The following is a 23,121-nucleotide window of genomic DNA, read 5'->3' as shown; positions in this document are numbered from 1 at the left end:
GGCGGCGGACCCGGAAGCCAATGCCGTCGGCGGGCGGTATCCGGAGGGGCCGTGTCGGGCCGCGCCGGTTACTGAACCAGACCGCGCCGCCAGCCGACCCAGATCGAGGCGAGCAGATAACCGGCCATCAGCACGGTCAGCATCGTCCAGCTGGACACGTCGGGCACCAGCGCCAGCTTGGCCAGCGTCGCCCAGATGAACAGGGCAAGCTGCATCGTCCAGAAACAGACCGCGCCCGTCTGTGCGATGATCGATCGGTTCAGTTCGTCCGACCGCCGCCACAAACGGATGTTGAGCCAGCTTTCCACCGCCACCAGCGCCAGGATCGCGACGGCAGCAGGCGCGCCGATGGCGGGCAGATCGGCGAGGTTGGCGAGCAGCGGCGGGGCGGCGAACAACAGCCCGGCCAGCGTGCACAGCGCGGCCTGCATCCGCGCGGACCAGATGGCGTCGGGATCGACCGTTTCGCCCGGTTCCATCGTCTTGTCGATCATCCGGGCATAGCGCGCCGGGCTGGACGCGGCGAACCACGTCATTACGCCGGCAAACACCAGGACCGCGGCGATGGCGAGCGAGGCGATATCCTCACCCGGCCAGGGGGCCGCGCCATCGAGCTGGCCCGACGTCTTCAGCCATTTGCCGAACAGAAAGCCGACCAGCCCGCCAACCACCGCCCCGGCCAGAAGCTTAAGGCCGATGCCGACCAGTTTCTGCCGCCAGCCCGCCGCTTCATTCGCCATCGTCGCCGTTCCCGTCATCATCCGTTCCTCCCGTCAGCGGTTCGGGGGGCGTCCAGTCGTCGAGAAAGATCGAATCGACACCCGTGCCGAACAATCTGGCCAGCCTGAGCGCGAGCGGCAGGCTGGGGTCGTATTTGTCGGTTTCGACCGCGTTGATCGTCTGACGCGACACGCCGAGCATCCGGGCCAGATCGCCCTGGCTGATGCCCGTTTCGGCCCGCATGACGCGCAGCCGGTTCTTCACGCCCGCACCTGACAAACACTCTGGTCCATATGACAAGAGTTCTTGTCATGATTCGCCCCAAATGTAAAGAGTGTTGGACAGGCGCGGCGAGGTTGTGCCCCCTCTTGATTCCGCAGTGCACACCAACTATTAACACTCGTGTAAGTAGGAAGGTGGCTATGGCGACCCAGGCTGAAATGATTCGCATTGATCCCGCGCCGACCGCTGCGGTCGAGGTGGCGGAGACCCCGCATAATCCCGGGCATAATCCCGGTATGCCGGTGCGGCGCAACTGGGGTGCGGCGTGGCGCGCGACCCGCGCGCTGATGGCCAATGGCGACGATACGGTGCAGGTGTTCCGCATCATGCGCGCGCTGAACGGTGATGTGACGCTGCGCAATTACCGCCGGATGCTGGCGCATCCCGTCGGCGGGCGGCTGGCCTATCACCGGCGCGAACTGTCCGAGCGGTTTTGCGACCGGGCATGGCTGGACGCGCTGCCCGAAGGTTCGGTGGGGGCGCATTACCGGGCGTTCCTGGATCGCACCGGATTTTCGGCCAAGGGGCTGGCGGACATTTCGGTGGCCGACAACGAGGGCTGGCAGTCGATCGAGCACCCCGTTGCATGGATGGGCCGGCGCGAGCGCGACATTCACGACATCTGGCACGTGCTGACCGGCTATACCGCCGAAGAGCATCTGGGCGAGGCGTGCCTGGTCGCGTTTTCCTATGCACAGACGGGCGGGCTGGGCTGGGCCGCGATCGGCGTGGCGGCGGCGCTCAAGAGCCTGAAGGTCACGGGCGAGCGGCTGTTCGCACAGGCGGTGATCGAGGGATATCGCAACGGCAAGCGCGCATCCTGGCTGCATGGCGAGGATTATGAGGCATTGCTGGCCGAGCCGCTGGACGCGGCGCGCCGCCGCCTGAACATCGCCGAGCCGGTGAAGTACAAGGCGGCGCAGGCGCGGCTTCGCGAACAGGGCATTCAGGGCATCTGAACCCGCCGCGATTGACCCCGGAATATACGGATCGTATATGGTTCGTATATTCATGGAGGATTGCGGCGCATGGGCATCGTGAAGATCGAGGACGAACTGCACGAGGCGGTGCGACGGGCGAGCGCAGTCATGTGCCGGTCGATCAACGCGCAGGCCGAATTCTGGATGAAGATCGGGATGCTGGCCGAGGCCAATCCCGCGATCAGCTTTACCGAGATCGTGCAAATGGAGATGCAGCGGGCGCGGATCGAGCCGGATCACGCCCGTGTCGCCTGATCTGATCAAGACGCCCGCCGAACTGGACCTGATGCGGATATCGGGCCGGTTGCTGGCGCAGGTGTTCGAGATGCTGGACAGGATGGACCTGACCGGCCTGTCCACCCTGGCGATCAACGACCGGGTCGAGCGGTTCATCACCGATGACTTGCACGCGCGACCGGCGAGCAAGGGGCAGTACGGCTTTGCCTATGTCCTCAACAGTTCGGTGAACAATGTGGTGTGCCATGGCGTGCCCGATGCAGCGACGATCATCCGCGACGGCGATATCGTCAATCTGGACATCACACTGGAAAAGAACGGGTTCATCGCCGATTCCAGCAAGACATACATGGTCGGCAACGTCGCGCCGCACGCCCGGCGGCTGGTGCAGGTGGCGCAGGAATCGATGTGGAAGGGCATCGGCGCGGTGCGCGCGGGCGCGTATCTGGGCGATGTCGGCCATGCCATCGAACGGCACGCGAAGAAGCACGGCTATTCGGTGGTGCGCGACTATTGCGGCCACGGCATCGGGCGGGAGATGCACGAGGAGCCGTCGGTGCTGAATTTCGGCAGGCCCGGCACCGGCATGATGCTGCGCGAGGGCATGGTGTTCACCGTCGAGCCGATGATCAATCAGGGCACCCGGCGCGTATCAACGCTGGACGATGGCTGGACGGTGGTGACCGACGACGACCGGCTGTCGGCGCAGTTCGAGCATACCGTGGCGGTGACGCGCACCGGGGCGGAGGTGCTGACCCTGCGCAAGGACGAGCGGATGGCGAAGGCCGCGGCGTAGCGGCCCGAAGCCGTCATTGCGCCAGCACGGCGCTCGCCTTTGCCTCGCCCTCGGCCTTGATGGCGCGGGCCTTTGCTTCTGCCTGATCGGTCACGACGGCGGCCTCGCGCTTCAGCGCGTCGGCGCGGACCTGAAGCCGCTTGGCCTCATAGGTGCCCATCTGGCCCGCCTCGTTCATCAGCGCCTCTGCCTGGCTTTCCATGCCGGCGGTGACGTTGCCCGCCTCTGCCATCACCGATTCGGCACGGGCCGCAGCCTCGTCGCGCAGCTGGTCAGCCTGTTTTTCCTGCGGCGTCTGCGGCGTGCAGGCGGCGAGCGTCAGGGTGGCGAGGATCAGGGCGGTGCGGATCATGCGAGGTTCTCCTGTCGGTGCAGCTTTAGTCGATGCGCCGGGGAAATGAAAAGCGCGCTGATGCGTTTGGGGTTCCCGATGAAATGAACGAGGCGTAACGCTGCCCCCCGTGCTGTCCCGCCTGACCCTGACCGATTTTCGCAATCATGCCGCGCTGGACCTGGATCCCGGTGCCGGCTTCGTCGTGCTGACCGGCGACAACGGGGCGGGCAAGACCAATGTGCTGGAAGCGGTGAGCCTGTTGGCGCCGGGCCGGGGGCTGCGCCGGGCCGCGCTGTCGGCCATGGCGCGGGACGGGGGGCCGGGCAATTTCGCGGTGACCGCCGAACTGGATGGCGGCACGCGGGTCGGCACGGGCACGGCGGCGAGCGCGCCGGAACGCCGGATCGTGCGCGTGAACGGCGCCAATGCGCCCGCCGGTGCGCTGGCCGAATGGCTGAGCGTTCTGTGGCTGACCCCGGCGATGGACCGGTTGTTCGTCGAGGCGGCGTCGGAGCGGCGGCGGTTCCTGGACCGGCTGACGCTGGCGCTGGCCCCGCGCCACGGGACCGAGGTGACGCGGTACGAGGCGGCGATGCGTCAGCGCGGGCGGTTGCTGGCGGACGAGCGGCCGGCCGATCCGCAATGGCTGGATGCGCTGGAGGCGCGGATGGCCGAGCATGGCCGGGCGGTTCATGCGGCGCGGGCTGCGACCGTGGCGATGCTGGGCGAGCGGCTGGCCGAGGCGCCCGCCGACCGGTTTCCGGCAATGTCGGCGGTGCTGGAGGGATGGGAAAGCCAGGCGGATCTGGCCGCGATCCTGCGGCGCGGGCGGACGCGCGATGCGGCGGCGGGCCGCGCGATCGAGGGGCCGCACCGGGTCGACCTGTCGGTCACCCATCTGGGCAAGGGGCAGGCGGCGGCGAATTGTTCGACCGGCGAGCAAAAGGCGCTGCTGCTGTCGATCATGCTGGGCCATGCCGCGCTGGTCGAGGAACGGCGGGGCGCGCCGCCGGTCCTGCTGCTGGACGAGGTGGCGGCGCATCTGGATCCCCATGCGCGCGCCGCTTTGTTCGAGCGGCTGGCCGGGCGGGGGCAGGTGTGGATGACGGGGACGGAAACCGCGCCCTTTGTCATGCTGGGCGATCGGGCAAGCTGGGTCCGGATCGGGGGATGACCGAGCCGCCGGAGCAGCCGGAGTTCGAGGTGGCGGGGCATCGGCTGCGGCTGCTGGATACCGGCCCGCGCCGCTATGCCGCGCTGATCGACCTGATCGATGGGGCCAGCGAGCGGCTGGACGTGCTGTATTATATTTACGAGCCGGACGATGCGGGCGCGGCGGTGCTGAACGCGATGGTGCGCGCGGCCGGGCGGGGCGTGGCCGTGACGCTGATCGTCGATGGCCTGGGCAGCGATCCGGCATCCGACCGCGACTTCTTTCGTCCGCTGATCGCGGCGGGCGGCGTGGTTCGGGTGTTCATCCCCAAGCTGGGCCGCAAATACCTGCTGCGCAATCATCAGAAGTTCGCGATTGCCGACCGGGCGCGGGTGATCGTCGGCGGGTTCAACATCAAGGCGGATTATTTCGGGCTGGCCGACAAGGGCGCGTGGCGCGACCTGGGCCTGTGGGTCCAGGGGCCGGCGGCGGCGCGGCTGGCCGATTATTTCGCGGGGCTGGCCGAATGGACCGCCCGGCCGCGTGCGCCGATCCGGGCGCTGAACCGGCTGCTGGCCGACTGGAGCGAGCCGGAGGGGGCGGTCCGATGGCTGATGGGCGGGCCGACGCGGCGGCTGTCCCCCTGGGCCCGCGCGGTAAAGCGGTCGATGCGGCGGGCGCGGCGGGTGGACATGATCGCGGCCTATTTTGCCCCCGGCCCTGCGATGCTGCGGCGACTGGGCAAGGCGGGCAGGCGCGGGCGGGTGCGCATCGTCCTGCCGTCCGTCACCGACAACTGGGCCGCGATCTGGGCATCGCGCTTTACCTATGCCGGGCTGCTGCGGCGGGGGGTGCGGATCTTTGAATATCGGCGGACCAAGCTGCACACCAAATTGCTGGTCATCGACGATGCGGTGCATATCGGATCGGCCAATTTCGATTTCCGCAGTCTGTTCCTGAACCTTGAGGTGATGCTGCGCATCGAGGATGCGGCGTTTGCCGCGCATGTCCGCGCCTATATCGACGGGGAGGTCGCCGATTCGGCGGAGGTGACGGCGGCGATGCACAAGGCGCGATCCACGCTGCCCCGCCGGATCGGACAGGCTATCGCCTATTTCGGGATGAGCGTGCTGGACCCCATCGTGTCGCGCCGGCTGGTCGGATGGGGCGAGCGCACGCGCGCCCACCTGTCCCGGTCAGATCGAGGCGCGGTGTAACCCGGCGGCGGCTGCGCGCGAACAGGGGGGCAGATGTGCGTGCCGCTGAAATACCGATGACCGCCGATGACGAGACGCTGGCGCGGCTGATGGCGCTGGCGCAGGGCGGCGACAAGGCAGCGTATCGCGATGTGCTGATGGCCAGCCGGAAATGGCTGGAGCGATATTTCGCGCGGCGGATCGCGCCCGGGCTGCTCGACGACCTGGTGCAGGAGACGCTGATGTCCGTGCACCGCAAGCGGGCGACATACGACCCGGCGCGCCCGTATCTGCCGTGGCTGGCGGCGATCGCGCGCTATCGCTGGGTCGATCAGTTGCGGCGCAGCTATCGCGCCGACGAAACCGAACTGCCCGCCGACCTGTCGGTGGCGGATCATGAGGCGGCGGTGATGGCCGCGATCGGCATCGACCGGATGCTGGCGATGCTGCCCCCCGGCCAGGCGCTGGCGATCCGGCTGGTCAAGATCGACGGCCTGTCGGTTGCGGAGGCCGCCAAACAGGCGGGCCAGTCCGTGCCGCTGGTCAAGGTGAACATCCATCGCGGGCTGAAACGGCTCGCCACACTGATCGAGAGCGAGTGACGATGCGTGAGGCGTTGAACATCGAGGCACTGGTCGACGGGCTGACCCCCGTCCGGCGGATGCGGCCGGGGCAGGGGATGATGCTGGGGCTGATGCTGGCTGCCGCCGTGGCGGTGATCATCGCGCTGACCAGCGGCATCCGGGCCGATATCGCGGCGATGCGGCCGCTGCCCATCGTCGTGCTGCGGTCGGGCACGCTGTTGCTGCTGGGCCTTGCCACGCTGAAGGCGGTGACGGCGATGGCGCGGCCGGGGATCGGGGGCGCGCAGCGCGGATGGATGTGGATGCTGGCGGCGGCGCTGCTGTTCCCGCTGGCCAGCGTGGTCGGCATGATCGACGAGGGCCGGGTGCCGATGGAAGCGGTGATGAACGGCGCGGCGCGCGACTGCCTGAGGCTGAGCCTGTCGGGCGCGCTGGCCATCGGCACGGCAATGATCCTGTGGCTGAGGCAGGGAGCGGTGGTCAATCCGGCGCGGGCGGGATGGCTGACCGGGCTGGCGGCGGGCGCGTTCGGCACGCTGGCCTACAGCCTGCACTGCGGCGAGAATTCGGTGCATTACATCGCGATGTGGTACGGCGCGGCGGTGACGGCGAGCGCGGTTGCCGGGCGGATCGCGGTGCCCCGGCTGATCCGCTGGTAGGGCCGGTCAGCGGCGATTGGGGACGGTCACTCCGGCGCGGGGGACGGCGCGCATCGGGCAATCGTCCATGACGACCGCCAGTCCCGCGGCCTCCGCCCGGGCGGCGGCTTCGTCATTCACCACGCCAAGCTGCATCCACACCGATTTCGCGCCGATGGCGATGGCTTCGTCCACGACCGCGCCGGCGGCTTCGGCGTGGCGAAAGATTTCGACCATGTCGACCGGCTCGGCAATGTCCGCCAGGCTGGCGACGACCGGCTGGTCATGGATCGTCTGGCCCGCAAGGCCGGGATTGACCGGGATGACGTGCCAGCCCCAGTCGATGAGCGCGCCCATCACGCCATAGGCGGCGCGATCCGGCTTGTTCGACGCGCCGACCAGCGCAATCGTGGTCACGCCGTCGAGCAGCGCCTTTTTCCCCGCATCATCGATGATCGGCATGGTTCATTTCCCCTGCTGGGCCAGCCAGTCGCTGACACGGGCCGCCAGTTGGTGAAACACCGCGCCCTCCGCCCCGGTTCCGGCGGCCGGGGGCTGGCCCGCATCGGAACCGGTGCGGATGGCCAGCGTCAGCGGGATGCGGCCAAGGAACGGGATGCCCAGCCGCTCCGCCGCCGCCTGTGCCCCGCCGGAGCCGAAGGGGTCGGACACTTCGCCGCAATGGGGGCAGGCATAGCCCGCCATGTTTTCGATCAATCCGATGATCGGCACATTCGCCTTGTTGAACAGGTCGATCGCGCGGGTCGCGTCGATCAGCGCCAGATCCTGAGGCGTGGAGACGATCACGGCGCCGGCCGGACGGTGTTTCTGGATCATCGTCAGCTGAACATCGCCGGTGCCGGGCGGCAGGTCGAGGATCAGCGTATCGGTGCCCGCCCAGTCGCCATCGGCCAGCTGGCCCAGCGCGCCGCCCGCCATCGGCCCGCGCCAGGCGATCGCCTGACCCTCTGCCACCAGCTGGCCCATCGAGAGCAGCGGCACGCCATAGGGGGTGGGGACGGGGATCAGCGTCTTGTCGCGCGCCTGCGGTTTGATGCCCTCCACGCTCATCAGCCGGGGCTGGGACGGGCCATAAATGTCCGCATCGATCAGGCCGATGCGGTGTCCCGCGCGATGCAGCGCGATGGCGAGATTGGCCGAAACGGTGGATTTGCCGACCCCGCCCTTGCCGCTGGCCACCGCGATCAGGCGGCGGTTCACCCGCTCTGCGGTTTGCAGCACGCGCACATCGTCGATGCCCGGCGCCCCCAGCGCGGCGGCGCGGACATCGGCGGCCAGGGCGTCGCGCGTGGCGGGATCCAGCCCGGTGACGTCTAGGACGATGTTCGCCCGCGCGCCGTCGATCCGGACGGTGGCCCGGCCGGCGGCAAGGGGGGCGATCAGGGCGGAAAGCGCAGCGGTATCGGTCATGTCGGCGAGCAGATAGTCGGTCATGTGCGTGTTGCCACTGTAATTCGCCGCAAGCCTGCCTATAAAGGAGGAATGAAGACCATTTTCGGCTGGAAGCCGCGCTTCGGAATCCTCAACAATGACGGCGGCAAGAGCCCGTGGGGCGGAAATGGCGGCGGAGGCGGCGGTTCCGGCGGCGAGCCACCCCGCAATCCGTGGAGCCCCCCGCCCGGCGGCGGACGCCCGCGCGGCAATGCGAGCTCGCTCGACGAGTTCCTGAAGCGGACGCGCGGCGGCGGGGGCGGCCCGAAACTGCCGGTGACGATCACCCGCAATATCTGGGTCCTGATCGCTGCGCTGGTGCTGGGCCTGTATGTCGTGTTCACCAGCCTGCATTCGATCGGGCCGCAGGAGCGCGGCGTGGTCACGCTGTTCGGCAAATATTACGAGACGCTGACCCCCGGGGTGCAGGTGACGGCGCCGGCGCCGATCATGCTGGTCGAGACGGTGGACGTGGACCGGGTGCGCGAGGAACGCTTTCCCGACGGCACAGCCGAGAACCTGATGCTGACCGGCGACCAGAACATCGTCGATGTCACCTACACCGTCCGCTGGCGGATCAAGAGCGCCGAAAACTTCACCTTCCAGATCGCGGATGCCGAGGGAACGGTGAAGGCAGCGGCGGAAAGCGCCATGCGCGCGGCGATCGCCAATGTCTCGCTGAACCAGGCGATCGGTGACGGTCGCGGCGCGATCGAGGTCGACGTTCAGAACCGGATGCAGGCGATGCTGGACGAATATCGTTCGGGCGTCGAAGTGCTGGGCGTTGCCGTCAATCAGGCGACTGCCCCGGCGGCCGTGGATGATGCGTTCAAGGAAGTGACCGCATCGCAGCAGCAGGCGCAGGCCAATGTCAACAATGCCCGCGCCTATGCCCAGCAGGTGATTGCCCGCGCCCAGGGCGACGCCGCGCAGTTCGACAAGATTTACGAGCAGTATCGCGCCGCGCCCGACGTGACGCGTCGCCGCATCTATTACGAGACGATGGAGGAAGTGCTGGCACGATCGAACAAGACGATCGTCGAGACGCCGGGCGTTGCGCCCTATCTGCCGCTGCCCGCGGTGAAGGGGCGGCAGAACAACCCGCCGCCAGAGGCGCAGAACCCGGCTGCCGCTGCGACCCCGGCCCAGCCTGCCCAGCCGCAGGGAGGCGCACAATGACCGCCTGGTATCGCAATCCCGTCGCCATCGGCATCCTGGCCGTGCTGGTCGTGGTGCTGCTGTTCGGATCGATCGCGGTCGTTCCCGAAACCAAGCAGGCCGTGATCCTGCGGCTGCAGCGGCCGGTGGGCGTCGTGAACCCGTATCGCGAGGGACAGCCGCTGGGTTCCACCGGCGCGGGCATCTTTGCCCGGCTGCCGTTCTTTGACCGGGTGGTCTGGGTCGACAAGCGCGTCCTGTCGATCGATCTGGACAACCAGCCGGTGCTGTCGATCGACCAGCTGCGGCTTCAGGTCGATGCCTTTGCCCGGTTCCGCATCGTCGATCCGCTGCAGATGGTGGTGTCCGTGCGGACCGAGGATGGCGCGCGGCAGCAGCTGCGCACCATCCTGGCATCGTCGCTGCGCAACGAATTGTCCAAGCGGCCCTTTGCCACGCTGCTGAGCCCCGAACGGGGTCAGGTGATGGAGAACATCCAGGTCGCGCTGAACCGGCAGGCACGCCAGTTCGGTGCGGAGATCGTGGACGTGCGCATCAAGCAGGCGGAACTGCCGAGCGGCAGCCCGCTGGACAGCGCGCTCAATCGGATGCGGTCCGCCCGCCAGCAGGAAGCCCGCACCATCGAGGCGCAGGGGTTCAAGCAGGCGCAGATCGTGCGGGCCGAGGCAGAGGCGCAGGCTGCGCAGGTTTATGCCCAGTCGTTCGGCAAGGATCCGCAGTTCTATGATTTCTGGCGGGCCATGCAGTCCTATCGCCGCACGTTCGGCGCGGACGGCAACACCACCACGGGCGAGACGGCGATCATCCTGTCGCCCGACAATGAGTATCTTCGCCAGTTCGAGGGCCGCGGCCAACGCTGACGAACCGTTCATATTCAATCGCCGTTCAGCGACGATTGGCTTAACCGTACAGTGACCGGTTCCCCAGACCGGTCCAATTGAGAGGAATAGCGAACCGTGCGTTACACATACGCCATCACTTCCGCCCTGTTGCTGGGCGGTGCGGCCGCGACGCTCGCCATGCAGAGCCCGGTCGGCGCGCAAACCGCCCAGAACGAACCCGGCGCAATCCAGGCCCAGGCCCCCCAGGCCGGCGCCCCGATGAGCTTTGCCGACATGGTCGCCCGGCTGCAGCCGGCGGTCGTCAACATTTCCACCACCCAGCGGGTGCAGGTGAACGCCAACCCGTTCGCCGGCACACCGTTCGCCGACCTGTTCGGCGGCGGGCAGGGCGGCCGCCCGGTGACGCGCGAGGCGCAGTCGCTGGGATCGGGATTCATCATTTCCGCCGACGGGTATGTCGTCACCAACAACCACGTCATTTCGGCCGAGGGCAATCGCAACGCGGCGGTCGAATCGATCACCGTCACGCTGAACGACCGCAAGGAATATACGGCGCGCGTCGTCGGCCGCGATCCGGCATCGGACCTGGCGGTACTGAAGATCGAGGGCACCAACCTGCCCTTCGTCCGATTTGGCGATTCCACCCAGTCGCGGGTCGGCGACTGGGTCGTGGCGATCGGCAACCCGTTCGGCCTGGGCGGATCGGTGACAGCCGGCATCATTTCGGCCGTCAATCGCGTCGGCGCGGGCAATTACGACAAGTTCATCCAGACGGACGCGTCGATCAACCGGGGCAATTCCGGTGGCCCGCTGTTCGACCTGCGCGGCAATGTGATCGGCATCAACAGCCAGATCCTGTCGCCGACCGGCGGCAATGTGGGCATCGGTTTCGCCATTCCGGCGGAACAGGCCAGCCCCATCGTCCAGACGTTGATGAAGGGTCAGTCGGTGCAGCGCGGCTATCTGGGCATCGGCATCCAGCCGCTGACCCCGGATATCGCCGATGCCATGGGCCTGCCCAAGGATCGCGGCGAGCTGATCCAGCGGGTCGAGCCGGGCGAGGCTGCGGACAAGGCCGGGATCAAGCAGGGCGATGTGATCGTCAAGGTCGGCGGCAAGGACGTGACGCCCGAGCAGAACCTGTCGTCGCTGATCGCGGCGGTGAAGCCGGGCGAGCGCGTGCAGCTTGAGCTGATCCGCGACGGCAAGCGCCAGACGCTGACCGCCACGGTCGGCACCCGTCCGCCGGAGGATCAGATCGCCGGGTTCGATCCCGATGCCGAACAGGGCGGGATGCCGGACGAGGGCGCGCAGCAGGACGGTTCGGCGTCGCTGGGCCTGAATGTCACCCCGCTGACGCCGTCGATCGCGCGCAGCATCGGCGTGCCGGCCGAGGCAAAGGGCGTGGTGGTGGTTTCCGCCGACCCGTCCAGCGATGCCGCGTCCAAGGGCCTGCGTCGCGGCGACCTGATCGTCACGGTCAACCGCACGCCCGTCGCCTCTGCGGCGGACATCACCCGCATCGTCAACGAAGCCAAGTCGGCGGGCCGCAACAACGTGCTGCTCTATGTCCAGCGGCGCGGCGGTGTGACCGGATATATTGCGGTGAACATCGGCCGCTGATCCGGCTGACGCAGCAGAAAATTCGCGCTAGACCCCTTTCCATCCACCGATGGGAAGGGGTTTTGCCATGAGCGATGCGGGTGTTCTGTTCATCGGGGCCGGGCCGGGGGGCGCGGATCCGCAATCGCTGGTGCTGAAGCGCGCCAATCGCCACGGGCTGATCGCGGGCGCGACCGGCACGGGCAAGACGGTGACGTTGCAGGGCATGGCCGAGGGGCTGAGCCAGGCGGGCGTGCCGGTGTTCGTGTCCGACGTGAAGGGTGACCTGTCGGGCATGGCGATGGCGGGATCGCCCACCGCCAAGACCCATGCGCCGTTCACCGCGCGCGCGGCGGAGATTGGCATCACCGATTATGCCTATGCCGACAATCCCGTCACCTTCTGGGATCTGTTCGGCGAACAGGGGCACCCCATCCGCGCGACGGTTTCGGAGATGGGGCCGCTGCTGCTGTCGCGGCTGATGGGTCTGAATGAAACGCAGGAAGGCGTTCTGACCATCGCCTTCACCTTGGCCGACGAGGAAGGGTTGCTGCTGATCGACCTGGATGATCTGCAGGCGATGCTGGTCCATTGCGGGGAGCGGGCGGACGAGCTGACCACCAGATATGGCAATGTGAGCAAGGCGAGCCTGGGTGCGATCCAGCGCCAGCTGCTTCAGCTGCGGTCGCAGGGCGGGGCCAATTTCTTTGGCGAACCGGCGCTGGACCTGACTGATTTCATGAAGGTGGATGACACGGGGCGCGGCGTCATCAACATCCTGGCCGCCGACAAGCTGATGGCGTCCCCGCGGCTCTATGCCACGTTCCTGTTGTGGCTGCTGTCCGAACTGTTCGAGACGCTGCCCGAGATGGGCGATCCCGACAAGCCGAAGCTCGTCTTCTTCTTTGACGAGGCGCATCTGCTGTTCGACGATGCGCCGGACGCGCTGGTCGACAAGATCGAGCAGGTCGTGCGCCTGATCCGGTCGAAGGGCGTGGGCGTCTATTTCGTCACGCAGAACCCGATCGACGTGCCGGACAGTGTGTCGGGCCAGCTGGGCAACCGGGTGCAGCACGCGCTGCGCGCCTTTACGCCCAAGGAGCAGAAGGCGATCCGGGCAGCGGCAGAGACGTTCCGCGCCAATCCCGGCGTGGATGTGGAAACCGCGATCACCGAGCTGAAGGTCGGGGAGGCGCTCGTCTCCCTCCTCCAGCCCGACGGGTCGCCCAGCCCGGTGACGCGCACGCTGATCGCGCCGGCCCGGTCGCGTGTCGGGCCGCTGGATGCCAAGGAGCGGGCGATCATGCTGACCGTCGATCTGGTCGGCGACAAATATGACACGCCCATCGACCGGGAATCGGCCGCCGAGCTGCTGGATGCCAAGATGGCGGAGGCCAAGGCCGCTGCTGCCGCCGCCAAGGCCGAGGCGGAAGCGGACAAGGCCGAGGCAGAACGGGCCAAGGTCGAGGCGCGAATCGCCAAGGAACAGGAACGTGCCCGCATCGCGGCGGCCAAGGAGCAGGAGCGGGCAGAGCGCGCCGCCGCGCGCGAGGCAGCGGACAGCCCGTGGACCAAGGCCGTCACCAGCGCGACCCGATCGGCCAGTTCGGCCGTGGGACGGCAGGTGGCGAACGAGGTGACCAAGGCGATTTTCGGGTCATCCCGGTCCAAGAGCGGCGGGATCGTCGGCGGGCTGGTGCGCGGCGTGCTGGGCGGACTGTTCAGGGGATAGCGGCGCCCCCGCGCCGAACGCGGGATCGGGTGCGGATTCGGGGCCGTCGGGGCGATCCGGCGGCATGAGCCGGTATCGGCCCGGGCGTCCATCCCTGTTCCGGGGCGCATCGACCCGCGAGCGACCGATTTTGACGACAGGGCGCGGATGAGAATCCGGTCGGTATCCGTTGGACCATCAGAGAGTTCAGCGAACGGCGAAAGGAGCACGCCATGAAGAGTCTGATGACTGCCGCTGCGACGGCGACGATGCTGATTTCGGTTCCCGCACTGGCGGGCGAGCACCAGCGGGGCGACCGCTATGCCGCGATCTTCAGCGACAGCAATTCGCATTACCTGGATTACAAGACGGACCTGTCCGAAGCGAAGCGCGAGCTGGAAAGCGACCTGCGCAGTGCGGACAGCGATTCGGACCGGATCGAGGCCTATGCCGAATATGAGCGCGAGGTTGCCGATGCCGAGGGCGATTTCCGCAAGGAAATGGCAGAGCGCGGCGTCCTGTTGCGGCGCGGAACGGTGACGGTCGAGGAGGATCTGGCCGTAGCCATTCCGTCGCGGTACCGCGGCGCGGGCGGTTATTGATCCGCCCGCTGACCCCGACGGGTCAGCAAGAACGGCCGCCCCCCGGCAGGGGCGGCCGGTTTGTCATGCGCGAAAGCTGTTCCACGGGCCGGTGATCGCCAGCGTCTTGGCCGGGGAATAGATGTTCACGAACAGCGTCCGGCCATCGGGCGAGAAACAGACGCCGGCCGGTTCGGTGTCGATCCGCACCTGAGCCAGCGCATAGACCTTGCCCTCTGGCGTGATGCCGCGCAGGCAATCCATCGGGTTTTCGACATATTTGTCCTCGCACACCACCAGATGCCCCCAGGGCGCAAGGGTGATGTTGTCGGCGAAATCGAGCACGGAGGGATCGGTGGATTCGACGAACAGCTGGATCATGCCGGGATCGTCGCGCTCGCCTGGCTGGCCTTCGTGGCGGCTGGGGACATAGCGCATGATCTGGCCGCATTTGCGCGCGCCGCCCGACGTGCAGGTGAAATAGAGTTCGTCCTTGCCGAAATGCACCCCCTCCAGCCGGGCCATGCGGGCGGCCCCCGCCTTGTGCATCCGCAGGCGCAGGTCGCCATCGGGATTGTCGGCGCCATCGACGTCGATCCACACCGCGCGCTTCCACGATCCCGGCGTCCATGGCCGCGATCCCGCCCAGTTGCGGCCATCGCCGCCCTGGGGCGCATCGGCAAAGCCCATCGCCTGAAGCCGGCCGCCGGCGGACAGCCGCCCGCGCACATTGGGCAGGAAGCGGTAGAACAGCCCTTCCTGCTCATCCTCGGTCAGATAGACGATGCCGGTGCGCGGATCGACAGCGGCGGCTTCGTGCTTGAAGCGGCCAAGCCCGGTCAGCGGCACCGCATCGGACAGGCCGCGGGCATTGGCCGGCACTTCGAACGCCCAGCCATGATCGCGCGTTCGCCCGTCGCCCGCGCGTGCCACCGTTTCCTCGCAGCTGATCCAGCTGCCCCAGGGGGTGACGCCGCCCGCACAGTTCACGGCGGTGCCCGCCAGGCTGAGATGCTGGCTGACGAGCCGGTTGGTCCGGGTGTCGACAATCAGGGTGGAGGTGCCGCCGGGCAGGGTGCCGTCATAGGTCGACAGGCGGGCCAGCCGGTCGATCAGCGCCTTGTCCCCGCCGGTCGGGCCGCGCTCGATCGCGCTGTCCTTGAGCTCATGATTGCGGATCAGGGCAACACGGCCAGCGCCAAGGGGGACAAGGCCCATGCCGTCGGCGGCATCGGGCACGCGAAACCCGTCGTCCATCCGCTGACCCAGTTCCGACAGGACGCGATAGGAAAAGCCCTGGGGCAGATCGAGCAGCCCGGCGGGATCGCGGACCAGCGGGCCATATCCCGTCACTTCGCTGCGATAGCGGACATCCTGGGCAAGGCCGGTACGCGCGGCAAAGCCGGCAAAGGCAAGGGAGGCGAGGCCGGCCCCGAACTGCCGGCGGGAGGGGGTGAAGGTCATGGCGATGATCTATTATCTGATTGGGTGACATTGAAGTGACAGGCGCGCGGGTTGGCGCGGAAAACGCTCAATCTTCCGCGCCTTCCCTCTCCCGCAGACGGGAGAGGGAGGTGGGGCTGCTGGCGGGTTTCGTCCTTCGACAGGCTCGGGACGAGCGAGCTTGGATGCCGCCTGATCGCAAACCGTGTCAGTTGGTCAGGCCCAGCTGCCACAGCAGGAATGCCTGTTCCTCCGCATCCTCGCGCAGCGATTCGAAGCGGCCCGACTTGCCGCCATGGCCAGCGCCCATATTCGTCTTGAGCAGGAGGACGTTCTGGTCCGTCTTGGTCGCGCGCAATTTTGCCGCCCATTTGGCCGGTTCCCAATAGGTGACGCGCGGATCGTTGAGGCCGCCGGTGATCAGCAGCGGCGGATACGCCTTTGCCGTCACATTGTCATAGGGGCTGTAGCTGCGGATCAGTTCGAACGCCGCCTTGTCCGTGATCGGGTTGCCCCATTCCGGCCATTCGCCGGGGGTGAGCGGCAGGCTTTCGTCCTGCATGGTGTTGAGCACGTCGACAAAGGGGACGTGCGCGGCGACCGCGCCGAACAGTTCCGGCGCCTGATTGACCACCGCGCCCATCAGCTCGCCGCCCGCCGAGCCGCCCGAAGCCGTAAGCTTGCCCGCCGAGGTATAGCCGCGTTCGATCAGGCCGCGCGCCACATCGACGAAATCGTTGAAGGTGTTGGTGCGCTTTTCCAGCTTGCCGTCGAGATACCATTGATAGCCAAGGTCATCGCCGCCCCGGATATGCGCGATGGCATAGGCAAAGCCGCGATCGAGCAGGGACAGGCGGCCGGTCGAAAAGCCGGGCGGGATGGCATAGCCATAGGCGCCATAGGCATAGAGGTGCAGCGGCTGGCTGCCGTCGCGCTTGAACCCTTTCTTGTAGACGATCGACACGGGCACCTGCGTCCCGTCGCGGGCCGGGATCATCAGCCGTTCGGTTTCATACTGGCTGGCGTCATAGCCGGACGGAATCTGCTGAACCTTCAGCACCGTCTTTTCGCCGTCCGACAGGCGATAATTCATCACCGTACCGGGCGTGACCATCGACTGATAGTTCAGGCGCAGCGTGTCGACATCATATTCGGGATTTTCGTCAAGGCCGGCGACATAGCTTGCCTCGTCAAACGCGATGCGCGTGGGCGCGCCGCCCGAATAGCGGTGGAGATAAACCTGATCGAGGCCGTTCTCGCGCCCCTCCACCACGAAGAAGTCGGCAAAGGTGCTGACGTCCGTCATGTAGAAGGTCTTGGACGGGGCGATCAGTTCCTTCCACTCGCCGGGCTTGTCGAGGCTGGCGGTGACCAGGCGGAACTGGGTGTCGGTATCGTTGGTGTGGATGAACAGCGTGCCGTCATGCTCCTCCACCGAATAGCTGACCCCCGGCTGGCGCGCACGGACCAGGATCGGCTGGGCATCGGGCTTGTCCACCGGAATGAGGCGGATTTCGCTCGTCACCTGATCGCCGGTTTCGATGAGGATGAACTTGCGGCTGTGGGTCATGCCGATGCCGGCCTGAAACCCGTCATCCGCCTCCTTGTAGATCACCCGGTCATTCTTGGGATCGTCGCCGAGGCGGTGGTAGAAGATCGTGTCGGTCCGCCAGCTGTCATTGGCGTTGCCGTAGAAGAAGCCCGATGAATCGGCCGACCAGACGATGGCGGATTTCATGCCCGGAATGACGTCCGGCAGATCCTGTCCGGTCGACAGGTCGCGGATGCGAACGGTGTAGCGTTCCGAACCGTTGGTATCGGTGGCATAGGCCATCAGCCGGTCGTTGGGTGCAACCTCGATCGCGCCGAGGCTGAAATATTCCTTCCCCTCGGCAAGCGCCGGTTCGTCGAGGATCAGTTCGTCCGCACCGCCCGCCACCGGACGGCGCCACCATTTGCGATACTGCGCCCCTTCTTCGAACGCGCGCCAGTAAAGATAGGCGCCGTCCTTGGCCGGAACCGAACTGTCATCTTCCTTGATGCGGCCCTTCATCTCTTCATAGAGCGTGTCGACCAGTGCCTTGTGCGGGGCCATCTGCGCCTCGAAATAGGCGTTTTCGGCCTTGAGATATTCCAGCACATCCTTGTCATCGACGGTCGGATACCCCTGATCCTTCAGCCAGTGATACGGATCGCTGATGGTGATGCCGTGGCGTTCGTAGCTGTAGGGGCGCTGCTGCGCGACGGGCGGCTTTACGTCGGTCATGGTCACTTTCTGGGCTGATGCAGGGATGGCGGCGGAGAAAATCAGGGCGATGCCGGTCAACAACTGGCGCATGGATGGCTCCGGTCTGGGCGCTGGCCGTGCGACGCCCGGCCGCCTATGTTAGGCCCGTCATCTTCTAAACGGGAACCTGCTCATGTCCACCACCGCCGATCGCCTGAAGGCGCTCCGCGACCAACTCGCCGCCGTTTCGCTGGACGGTTTCGTCGTGCCGCTGACCGACGAGCATATGAGCGAATATGTCGGCGATTATGCGCAGCGGCTTGCCTGGCTGACCGGATTTCAGGGGTCGGCGGGCAGTGCCGTGGTGCTGCCGGCAGAGGCGGCGATCTTTACCGACGGGCGCTATACGCTGCAGGTGCGCGAGCAGGTGTCGGGCGAGCATTTCCAGTATGTGCAGGTGCCGGACACCAGCATCGCCGACTGGCTGAAGGATCATGCCGGGCAGGGCGCGCGGATCGGATACGACCCGTGGCTGCATACCCGCGCCTGGGTGAACGAGGCGCGCGATGCGCTGGCGGCGCGGGGCGCGACGCTGGTGCCCGTTACCGACAATCCCATCGATGCCATCTGGGCCGACCGGCCGCGGCCGTCGGACGAGCGGCTGGAGGCATATGACGATGCGCTGGCGGGCGAAAGCTCCGCCACCAAGCGGCAGCGGATCGCCGACTGGCTGACCGATCGCGGAGCCGATGCGGTGGTGATCGCCGCGCTCGATTCGATTGCCTGGACGCTGAACGTGCGCGGCCGCGACGTGGCGCATACGCCGGTCGCGCTCGCCTATTCCATCGTTCATGCCGATGGCACCGCCGACCTGTTCGTTGCACCGGACAAGGTGGACGATGCGGTGCTGCGCCATCTGGGCAATGGCGTGCGGGTGCGGGACCGCGCAGCCTTTGCCGATGCGCTGGGCGGATTTGCCGGCAAGGCGGTGGTCGCCGATCCGGGATTCTGTGTGGCCGCCATCTTTGACGCGCTGGAGGCGGGCGGCGCACGGGTGATCGCGACACGCGATCCCGTGGTGCTGGCCAAAGCGGTGAAGAACCAGGCCGAGATTGACGGCCATCGTGCGGCGCAGGCGCGGGACGGCGCGGCGCTGGTCCGGTTCCTGAAATGGTTCGAGGAGATGGCGCCTGCGGGCGAGCTGACCGAGCTGTCGGCGGCGGCGAAGCTGCTTGAGTTCCGCCAGGCGACCGGCGTTTTGAAGGACACGAGTTTCGACACCATTTCCGCCACCGGCGCGCATGGTGCCAGCCCGCATTACAAGGTGACGGAGGAAAGCGACGCGCCGATCCGGCCGGGTCAGCTGTATCTGGTCGATTCGGGCGGGCAATATGCCGATGGCACCACCGATGTGACCCGCGTGATGCCGGTGGGCGAACCGACAGCGGAGATGCGCGACCGGTTCACCCGCGTGCTGCAGGGGCATATCGCCATTGCCACTGCCATATTCGCGGAAGGGACGACGGGCGGTCAGCTGGACAGTTTCGCGCGGCGGCCGCTGTGGGACGCGGGGCTGGATTTCGCGCATGGCACCGGCCACGGCGTCGGCGCCTATCTGGCGGTGCATGAAGGGCCGCAGCGGATCGCCAAGCCCAATTATCCGGGCGGCGGCCCGGCCGAACCCTTGCGTGCCGGCATGTTCCTGTCCAACGAGCCGGGATATTACAAGGCCGGCGAATACGGCATCCGCATCGAAAATCTGGTGCTGGTCGAGCCGCGTTCGATCGCGGGTGGCGAACAGCCGATGCTGGGGTTCGAAACGCTGACCTTTGCGCCCATCGAGCGGACGCTGATCGAACCGGCGCTGCTGACCGTGGCAGAGCGGGCGTGGCTGGATGCCTATCATGCCGAGGTGCTGGCGCGGATCGGGCCGCAGCTGGACGAGGCCGACCGGGCCTGGCTGGCGGAAAAGTGCGCCGCCATCTGAGGCCCGGCGGGCTGAGGGACATGATTCTTCGACAGGCTCAGGATGAGCGTGTTGGGGTAGTGCTCAGGATGAGCGTGTGGGGGTGCTGCCCGGGATGGGCGTGTGCGGAGGATGCGGCTTGGCCGGCTGCCGATGGCCCCTGCTAACAAAAAAGGGGGCGGCCCGGTGGACCGCCCCCCATTTTTTCATTCCGGGCCGATCAGAAGGCGGCGCTGACCGAGAAGACGATCGTTGCATCCGCGATCTGGCCGCCATCGACGGTCAGGAAGTTCGGGGCCAGATAGGCACCGTCCGCCGCGCTGATATCGGTATCGATGTACGACACGCCCAGCGTCAGTCCGGAAACGGCAACGTCCGCGCCCAGCGACCAGTCGAAATATTCACCGGTCGGCGCGACCGAGGTGCCGTTCGGGCCAAGGCCGGAATTGCCGTTTGAATAGCCGATATGCCCCTTGAGCGTGATCGGCGTTTCGGGAAGCGCATAGGTGGCGTCGCCGGAGACGTAGAGATTGTCTTCCTTGTCACCCGGATTGTTGAACACGCCGGCGGCCGCATCGGCACCGGTATTGTACCACTTGCCCAACGCTTCCTGAGCCGGGGCATATGCGACGCCAGCGGTCAGGCCGAGGGGGCCGGCGGTGCCGGACAGCTTGGCATAGAGTTCGGCAAAGTCGGTTTTGTCCGCGCCGCCCGGATACATGTACCAGACGAGACCGGTGTCCAGCGTGCCTTCGCCAACCGGGAACTTGAAGCCGCCGAACAGGTCGAGTTCGGTGTTGGAGCCGCCAAAGGTGCCCCAGCCTGCCAGGTTCGACGCCCAGGTGCCGACATAGAAGCCGCTGTCATGGCTGACGGTCACGCCGCCCTGAACGGCCAGTTCCTTGTCCGACTGCGATACGCCGCGGAAGCGATAGTCGGAAACCAGCGCAACGCTGCCCGATACGGTGAGTTCGGAAGGAGCCTCGGTTTCTTCCTGCGCATAGGCCGGCGCGGCTGCAACGAGCGCTACGGCGCCCAGCATGAGGTGAGAGAAGCGCATCGTATCCCTTTCGTCTTGTCCATACGTAAGGCTCCGCCTGCGCTGCGTTTCGTCACATCTGTTCCGCGAAAATGCGGCCGTGCGATCCCACGCGACGGCAACAAGATTGCCGATTCGGGCGTCGTTGCGCAATAGAATTAAGACAGTATGGGTTACGTTCGCGATGCGGGTGTTGCATCGCAGCAACAAGACCGGCGGGCGAAACACGCCCCGCCGGGAGATCGGGCCGGATAGAAAGGTCCGGTTCGGCCCTGTTCAGGCGTTGAGGGCGAGGATGGCATCCACCTCGACCGCCGCTCCGAGCGGCAGGGTGGGCACGCCGACCGCCGAACGGGCATGGCGGCCGGCATCGCCGAGCAGCGCGACCATCAGTTCCGATGCGCCGTTCGCCACCTTTGGCTGATCGGTAAAGCTGGCGGCGGAATTGACGAACACGCCCAGTTTCACGACGCGCGCGATACGGCTCAGATCGCCGTCCAGCGCGGCACGCGCCTGTGCGATGATCATCAGCCCGCAACGCCGGGCCGCTTCCTGTCCGAAGTCCAGATCGCGATCCTCGCCCAGCCGGCCGGTCATCAATGCGCCGTCGGCGGCGAACGGCAGCTGACCCGACAGGTGCAGCAGGCCGCCCGCGATCACGGCGGGGACATAGGCGGCAACCGGGGCTGCCGGAGCGGGCAGGGTGAGGCCGAGTTCGGCCAGGCGGGCTTCGATACGCTGCGTCATGGGCGCAGCCACACCATGCCGCCCGCCGCGCGTCAAGCCGGGACGGCGTGCCCCATCGCAAAGCGCGACCGGATCCACGGCATCGCATCATCCCACCGGTCGATCCGGGCATGGGCATGGGGCGCGGGCAGGGTGGTCGAGGCGACGTCGTCGCAGCCGACAAGGTGCAGCCGGTGGGCCAGCGGCGCGTGTTCGGCGACCGATTGGTGATGCACGGCCAGATCGTCGACGAACACCGTCACCGGATCGCCATGTTCGCGCATCAGGCGTCGCACGGGATGCCCCTTGCCCCCCTGATTGGTTTCGACGCGGTGGATCAGGCCATGGCGGGCAAGCTGGTCGATGCGGCGGTCGCGATGATCGTCGATCAGGTTGGTCAGGATGACGATATCCGCCTCCTTCGCCAGTGCCTGAATCGATTCGATCGCGCCGGGGATCGGCGTCTGGCTGTGGATTTCGGTGGTGAAGAAACCACCGAGAAAATCCCATGCCTGTTCCTGCGGCACCAGCATCCCGTCGGACCGGCGACGCATGGCGCGGCCGAATTCGCTGTTGTGCAGGACGAAATCGATCTGGTGCGCCCGGTCCAGCCAGTCGGCAAAATGGCGGACCATGTGCAGCAGCACTTCGTCACAGTCACAGATCAGCAGCGGTTTCATGCGGATTTCAGGTCCCTGCCCGCGCGGACCAGCGCGTCGGGCGATTGGTGGATGGCATCGGCGCAGGCGAGCAAGTCCGGTTCATGGGCGCACAGATGATCGATCACCGCCGCCAGCAGCACGGGGTCGCCGGCCCGTGCCCGTATCGTTTCCGGATCGAGCCCCGTCAGGTCGACAAACCGTGTGGCCCGACCCGAATCGCCCAGCACCCAGGCCAGCGCATGAAGCGCGATGATGCTGGAATCGCTGGCAGGATTTGTTTCGGGGGGCAGCATGGCCTATTGCCTGTCCGTCAATGAACCGGGAAGGGGCCCCCGTGACAAAAAGCGTGGTGATTGTCGAGGATAACGAGCTGAACCTGAAGCTGTTCACCGACGTGCTGCGCGCCCATGGCTTTGTCGTCGATCCGGTCAGCGATGGCCGCGACGCGATCGAGCGGCTGAAGGCGGTGATCCCCGACCTGATGGTCACGGATATGCGGCTGGGGACGATCAACGGGCTGGACCTGATCGCCGCGGTGAAGCGCGACCTGATGCTGCGCCATATCCCGGTGCTTGCCCTGACCGCCTATTCCGGGCCGGACGAGGAAGATCGCGCGCGGGAGGCGGGAGCCAGCGGCTATCTGTCCAAGCCGGTGTCGATGATGCGGTTCATCGAAGAGGTGCGCTCGCTGGCGGGATGACGGGCCGGGTGGTGCTGCCCGGCAGAGCCCCGATCTGCGTCGGACAAGCAAAAACCCGCCCCCGGCTGGCG

25 protein-coding genes are annotated in these 23,121 nt (G+C 66.9%); 14 read left to right on the top strand and 11 right to left on the bottom strand.

Annotated features, from left to right (window positions below):
- Positions 1–68 precede the first annotated feature (68 nt).
- Together ACNI3Q_RS04940 and ACNI3Q_RS04935 are read right to left on the bottom strand one after the other, a co-directional pair.
- Positions 69–761, bottom strand: coding sequence for a hypothetical protein (locus ACNI3Q_RS04940; protein WP_426274481.1), 693 nt, complete (start codon positions 759–761; stop codon positions 69–71).
- Entirely contained in the window at positions 730–984 is a 255-nt protein-coding gene (locus tag ACNI3Q_RS04935; RefSeq protein WP_426274479.1) for a helix-turn-helix transcriptional regulator, read from the bottom strand. The genes ACNI3Q_RS04940 and ACNI3Q_RS04935 overlap by 32 nt, the downstream gene beginning before the upstream one ends.
- A gap of 158 nt (positions 985–1,142) precedes the next feature.
- On the opposite strand from ACNI3Q_RS04935, the gene ACNI3Q_RS04930 reads away from it, so the two are divergent.
- The 3 genes from ACNI3Q_RS04930 to map all read left to right on the top strand — a co-directional run bounded on the left by ACNI3Q_RS04930 (position 1,143) and on the right by map (position 3,015).
- Positions 1,143–1,961, top strand: a complete 819-nt coding sequence (locus tag ACNI3Q_RS04930; RefSeq protein WP_426274477.1) for a Coq4 family protein — start codon at positions 1,143–1,145, stop codon at positions 1,959–1,961.
- Positions 1,962–2,030: 69 nt separating this feature from the next.
- Positions 2,031–2,237: a ParD-like family protein gene (locus tag ACNI3Q_RS04925; RefSeq protein WP_426274475.1), complete on the top strand. Its 207-nt coding sequence runs from the start codon at positions 2,031–2,033 to the stop codon at positions 2,235–2,237.
- A 1-nt stretch (position 2,238) separates the two neighbouring features.
- Positions 2,239–3,015 carry a type I methionyl aminopeptidase gene (gene map / locus ACNI3Q_RS04920; RefSeq protein WP_426275617.1) on the top strand — a complete coding sequence of 259 codons (777 nt, stop codon included), beginning with the start codon at positions 2,239–2,241 and terminating at the stop codon, positions 3,013–3,015.
- Between the two features lie 13 nt (positions 3,016–3,028).
- Here the strand turns inward: map and ACNI3Q_RS04915 are convergent, their stop codons facing one another.
- Positions 3,029–3,367: an SPFH domain-containing protein gene (locus tag ACNI3Q_RS04915; RefSeq protein WP_426274473.1), complete on the bottom strand. Its 339-nt coding sequence runs from the start codon at positions 3,365–3,367 to the stop codon at positions 3,029–3,031.
- Positions 3,368–3,476: 109 nt separating this feature from the next.
- On the opposite strand from ACNI3Q_RS04915, the gene recF reads away from it, so the two are divergent.
- Genes recF through ACNI3Q_RS04895 form a run of 4 tightly spaced genes read left to right on the top strand, consistent with a single transcriptional unit; the run spans position 3,477 to position 6,941 of the window.
- Positions 3,477–4,523, top strand: a complete 1,047-nt coding sequence (recF, locus tag ACNI3Q_RS04910) for a DNA replication/repair protein RecF (RefSeq protein WP_426274471.1) — start codon at positions 3,477–3,479, stop codon at positions 4,521–4,523.
- A complete protein-coding gene (locus tag ACNI3Q_RS04905) occupies positions 4,520–5,719 on the top strand; it encodes a phospholipase D-like domain-containing protein (protein ID WP_426274469.1) in 1,200 nt (399 codons plus the stop codon). The genes recF and ACNI3Q_RS04905 overlap by 4 nt, the downstream gene beginning before the upstream one ends.
- Before the next feature lie 56 nt (positions 5,720–5,775).
- Positions 5,776–6,300: a sigma-70 family RNA polymerase sigma factor gene (locus tag ACNI3Q_RS04900; RefSeq protein ID WP_426274467.1), complete on the top strand. Its 525-nt coding sequence runs from the start codon at positions 5,776–5,778 to the stop codon at positions 6,298–6,300.
- 2 nt (positions 6,301–6,302) lie between these two features.
- Positions 6,303–6,941 (top strand): NrsF family protein, encoded by a 639-nt coding sequence (locus ACNI3Q_RS04895; RefSeq protein ID WP_426274465.1) that lies wholly within the window; start codon positions 6,303–6,305, stop codon positions 6,939–6,941.
- Between the two features lie 6 nt (positions 6,942–6,947).
- Here ACNI3Q_RS04895 and ACNI3Q_RS04890 read toward each other — a convergent pair whose 3' ends face one another.
- Together ACNI3Q_RS04890 and ACNI3Q_RS04885 are read right to left on the bottom strand one after the other, a co-directional pair.
- Positions 6,948–7,382, bottom strand: a complete 435-nt coding sequence (locus tag ACNI3Q_RS04890; protein ID WP_426274463.1) for a CoA-binding protein — start codon at positions 7,380–7,382, stop codon at positions 6,948–6,950.
- Between the two features lie 3 nt (positions 7,383–7,385).
- The gene (locus ACNI3Q_RS04885; protein ID WP_426275615.1) at positions 7,386–8,351 is read right to left on the bottom strand and encodes an Mrp/NBP35 family ATP-binding protein; all 966 of its coding nucleotides are present in this window, start codon (positions 8,349–8,351) and stop codon (positions 7,386–7,388) included.
- Positions 8,352–8,423: 72 nt separating this feature from the next.
- Here ACNI3Q_RS04885 and hflK point away from each other — a divergent pair, with 72 nt between their 5' ends.
- The 5 genes from hflK (at position 8,424) to ACNI3Q_RS04860 (ending at position 14,308) form a co-directional block, all read left to right on the top strand.
- Entirely contained in the window at positions 8,424–9,551 is a 1,128-nt protein-coding gene (gene hflK, locus ACNI3Q_RS04880; protein WP_426274461.1) for a protease modulator HflK, read from the top strand.
- Complete coding sequence (gene hflC, locus ACNI3Q_RS04875; protein WP_426274459.1) at positions 9,548–10,411, top strand: protease modulator HflC; 864 nt, start codon at positions 9,548–9,550, stop codon at positions 10,409–10,411. The genes hflK and hflC overlap by 4 nt, the downstream gene beginning before the upstream one ends.
- Positions 10,412–10,507: 96 nt before the next feature.
- Positions 10,508–12,016 carry a DegQ family serine endoprotease gene (locus ACNI3Q_RS04870; RefSeq protein ID WP_426274457.1) on the top strand — a complete coding sequence of 503 codons (1,509 nt, stop codon included), beginning with the start codon at positions 10,508–10,510 and terminating at the stop codon, positions 12,014–12,016.
- Positions 12,017–12,083: 67 nt separating this feature from the next.
- Positions 12,084–13,727: a helicase HerA-like domain-containing protein gene (locus tag ACNI3Q_RS04865; RefSeq protein WP_426274455.1), complete on the top strand. Its 1,644-nt coding sequence runs from the start codon at positions 12,084–12,086 to the stop codon at positions 13,725–13,727.
- Positions 13,728–13,939: 212 nt separating this feature from the next.
- Complete coding sequence (locus ACNI3Q_RS04860; protein ID WP_426274453.1) at positions 13,940–14,308, top strand: hypothetical protein; 369 nt, start codon at positions 13,940–13,942, stop codon at positions 14,306–14,308.
- Between the two features lie 63 nt (positions 14,309–14,371).
- Here the strand turns inward: ACNI3Q_RS04860 and ACNI3Q_RS04855 are convergent, their stop codons facing one another.
- Together ACNI3Q_RS04855 and ACNI3Q_RS04850 are read right to left on the bottom strand one after the other, a co-directional pair.
- On the bottom strand, positions 14,372–15,751 hold the full coding sequence (locus tag ACNI3Q_RS04855; RefSeq protein ID WP_426274451.1) for an alkaline phosphatase PhoX: 1,380 nt from the start codon (positions 15,749–15,751) through the stop codon (positions 14,372–14,374).
- A gap of 187 nt (positions 15,752–15,938) precedes the next feature.
- Positions 15,939–17,996, bottom strand: coding sequence for a S9 family peptidase (locus ACNI3Q_RS04850; RefSeq protein WP_426275613.1), 2,058 nt, complete (start codon positions 17,994–17,996; stop codon positions 15,939–15,941).
- A 154-nt stretch (positions 17,997–18,150) separates the two neighbouring features.
- Between ACNI3Q_RS04850 and ACNI3Q_RS04845 the strand changes: the two genes are divergently transcribed.
- The gene (locus ACNI3Q_RS04845) at positions 18,151–19,944 is read left to right on the top strand and encodes an aminopeptidase P family protein (RefSeq protein WP_426274449.1); all 1,794 of its coding nucleotides are present in this window, start codon (positions 18,151–18,153) and stop codon (positions 19,942–19,944) included.
- A 199-nt stretch (positions 19,945–20,143) separates the two neighbouring features.
- On the opposite strand, the gene ACNI3Q_RS04840 is transcribed toward ACNI3Q_RS04845, so the two are convergent.
- From ACNI3Q_RS04840 to ACNI3Q_RS04825, 4 genes are all read right to left on the bottom strand, one after another.
- Entirely contained in the window at positions 20,144–20,983 is an 840-nt protein-coding gene (locus ACNI3Q_RS04840) for a TorF family putative porin (protein WP_426274447.1), read from the bottom strand.
- Between the two features lie 255 nt (positions 20,984–21,238).
- Positions 21,239–21,709, bottom strand: a complete 471-nt coding sequence (locus ACNI3Q_RS04835; protein WP_426274445.1) for a RidA family protein — start codon at positions 21,707–21,709, stop codon at positions 21,239–21,241.
- Between the two features lie 32 nt (positions 21,710–21,741).
- Positions 21,742–22,368, bottom strand: a complete 627-nt coding sequence (locus ACNI3Q_RS04830) for an HAD family hydrolase (RefSeq protein WP_426274443.1) — start codon at positions 22,366–22,368, stop codon at positions 21,742–21,744.
- Positions 22,365–22,643: a DUF3572 domain-containing protein gene (locus tag ACNI3Q_RS04825; RefSeq protein WP_426274441.1), complete on the bottom strand. Its 279-nt coding sequence runs from the start codon at positions 22,641–22,643 to the stop codon at positions 22,365–22,367. Before ACNI3Q_RS04825 ends, ACNI3Q_RS04830 begins: the two co-directional genes overlap by 4 nt.
- 41 nt (positions 22,644–22,684) lie before the next feature.
- On the opposite strand from ACNI3Q_RS04825, the gene ACNI3Q_RS04820 reads away from it, so the two are divergent.
- Complete coding sequence (locus ACNI3Q_RS04820) at positions 22,685–23,050, top strand: response regulator (RefSeq protein WP_426274439.1); 366 nt, start codon at positions 22,685–22,687, stop codon at positions 23,048–23,050.
- Positions 23,051–23,121: the final 71 nt, after the last annotated feature.

Origin of the sequence: Sphingomonas eleionomae (assembly GCF_049889035.1) — a bacterium.
In the GTDB taxonomy this organism is placed as follows: Bacteria; Pseudomonadota; Alphaproteobacteria; order Sphingomonadales; family Sphingomonadaceae; genus Sphingomonas.
The sequence above is the reverse complement of the archived record's forward strand: the minus strand, read 5'-3'. Positions and strand labels throughout refer to the sequence as shown.

What these genes read in the sequence shown, in the direction of transcription:
- ACNI3Q_RS04940 (WP_426274481.1), bottom strand. Translation starts at nt 761, where the DNA reads ATGATGACGGGAACGGCGACGATGGCGAATGAAGCGGCGGGCTGGCGG.
- ACNI3Q_RS04930 (WP_426274477.1), top strand. Translation starts at nt 1,143, where the DNA reads ATGGCGACCCAGGCTGAAATGATTCGCATTGATCCCGCGCCGACCGCT.
- ACNI3Q_RS04925 (WP_426274475.1), top strand. Translation starts at nt 2,031, where the DNA reads ATGGGCATCGTGAAGATCGAGGACGAACTGCACGAGGCGGTGCGACGG.
- ACNI3Q_RS04915 (WP_426274473.1), bottom strand. Translation starts at nt 3,367, where the DNA reads ATGATCCGCACCGCCCTGATCCTCGCCACCCTGACGCTCGCCGCCTGC.
- ACNI3Q_RS04905 (WP_426274469.1), top strand. Translation starts at nt 4,520, where the DNA reads ATGACCGAGCCGCCGGAGCAGCCGGAGTTCGAGGTGGCGGGGCATCGG.
- ACNI3Q_RS04900 (WP_426274467.1), top strand. Translation starts at nt 5,776, where the DNA reads ATGACCGCCGATGACGAGACGCTGGCGCGGCTGATGGCGCTGGCGCAG.
- ACNI3Q_RS04895 (WP_426274465.1), top strand. Translation starts at nt 6,303, where the DNA reads ATGCGTGAGGCGTTGAACATCGAGGCACTGGTCGACGGGCTGACCCCC.
- ACNI3Q_RS04890 (WP_426274463.1), bottom strand. Translation starts at nt 7,382, where the DNA reads ATGCCGATCATCGATGATGCGGGGAAAAAGGCGCTGCTCGACGGCGTG.
- ACNI3Q_RS04885 (WP_426275615.1), bottom strand. Translation starts at nt 8,351, where the DNA reads ATGACCGATACCGCTGCGCTTTCCGCCCTGATCGCCCCCCTTGCCGCC.
- hflK (WP_426274461.1), top strand. Translation starts at nt 8,424, where the DNA reads ATGAAGACCATTTTCGGCTGGAAGCCGCGCTTCGGAATCCTCAACAAT.
- hflC (WP_426274459.1), top strand. Translation starts at nt 9,548, where the DNA reads ATGACCGCCTGGTATCGCAATCCCGTCGCCATCGGCATCCTGGCCGTG.
- ACNI3Q_RS04865 (WP_426274455.1), top strand. Translation starts at nt 12,084, where the DNA reads ATGAGCGATGCGGGTGTTCTGTTCATCGGGGCCGGGCCGGGGGGCGCG.
- ACNI3Q_RS04860 (WP_426274453.1), top strand. Translation starts at nt 13,940, where the DNA reads ATGAAGAGTCTGATGACTGCCGCTGCGACGGCGACGATGCTGATTTCG.
- ACNI3Q_RS04855 (WP_426274451.1), bottom strand. Translation starts at nt 15,751, where the DNA reads ATGACCTTCACCCCCTCCCGCCGGCAGTTCGGGGCCGGCCTCGCCTCC.
- ACNI3Q_RS04850 (WP_426275613.1), bottom strand. Translation starts at nt 17,996, where the DNA reads ATGACCGACGTAAAGCCGCCCGTCGCGCAGCAGCGCCCCTACAGCTAC.
- ACNI3Q_RS04845 (WP_426274449.1), top strand. Translation starts at nt 18,151, where the DNA reads ATGTCCACCACCGCCGATCGCCTGAAGGCGCTCCGCGACCAACTCGCC.
- ACNI3Q_RS04840 (WP_426274447.1), bottom strand. Translation starts at nt 20,983, where the DNA reads ATGCGCTTCTCTCACCTCATGCTGGGCGCCGTAGCGCTCGTTGCAGCC.
- ACNI3Q_RS04835 (WP_426274445.1), bottom strand. Translation starts at nt 21,709, where the DNA reads ATGACGCAGCGTATCGAAGCCCGCCTGGCCGAACTCGGCCTCACCCTG.
- ACNI3Q_RS04830 (WP_426274443.1), bottom strand. Translation starts at nt 22,368, where the DNA reads ATGAAACCGCTGCTGATCTGTGACTGTGACGAAGTGCTGCTGCACATG.
- ACNI3Q_RS04825 (WP_426274441.1), bottom strand. Translation starts at nt 22,643, where the DNA reads ATGCTGCCCCCCGAAACAAATCCTGCCAGCGATTCCAGCATCATCGCG.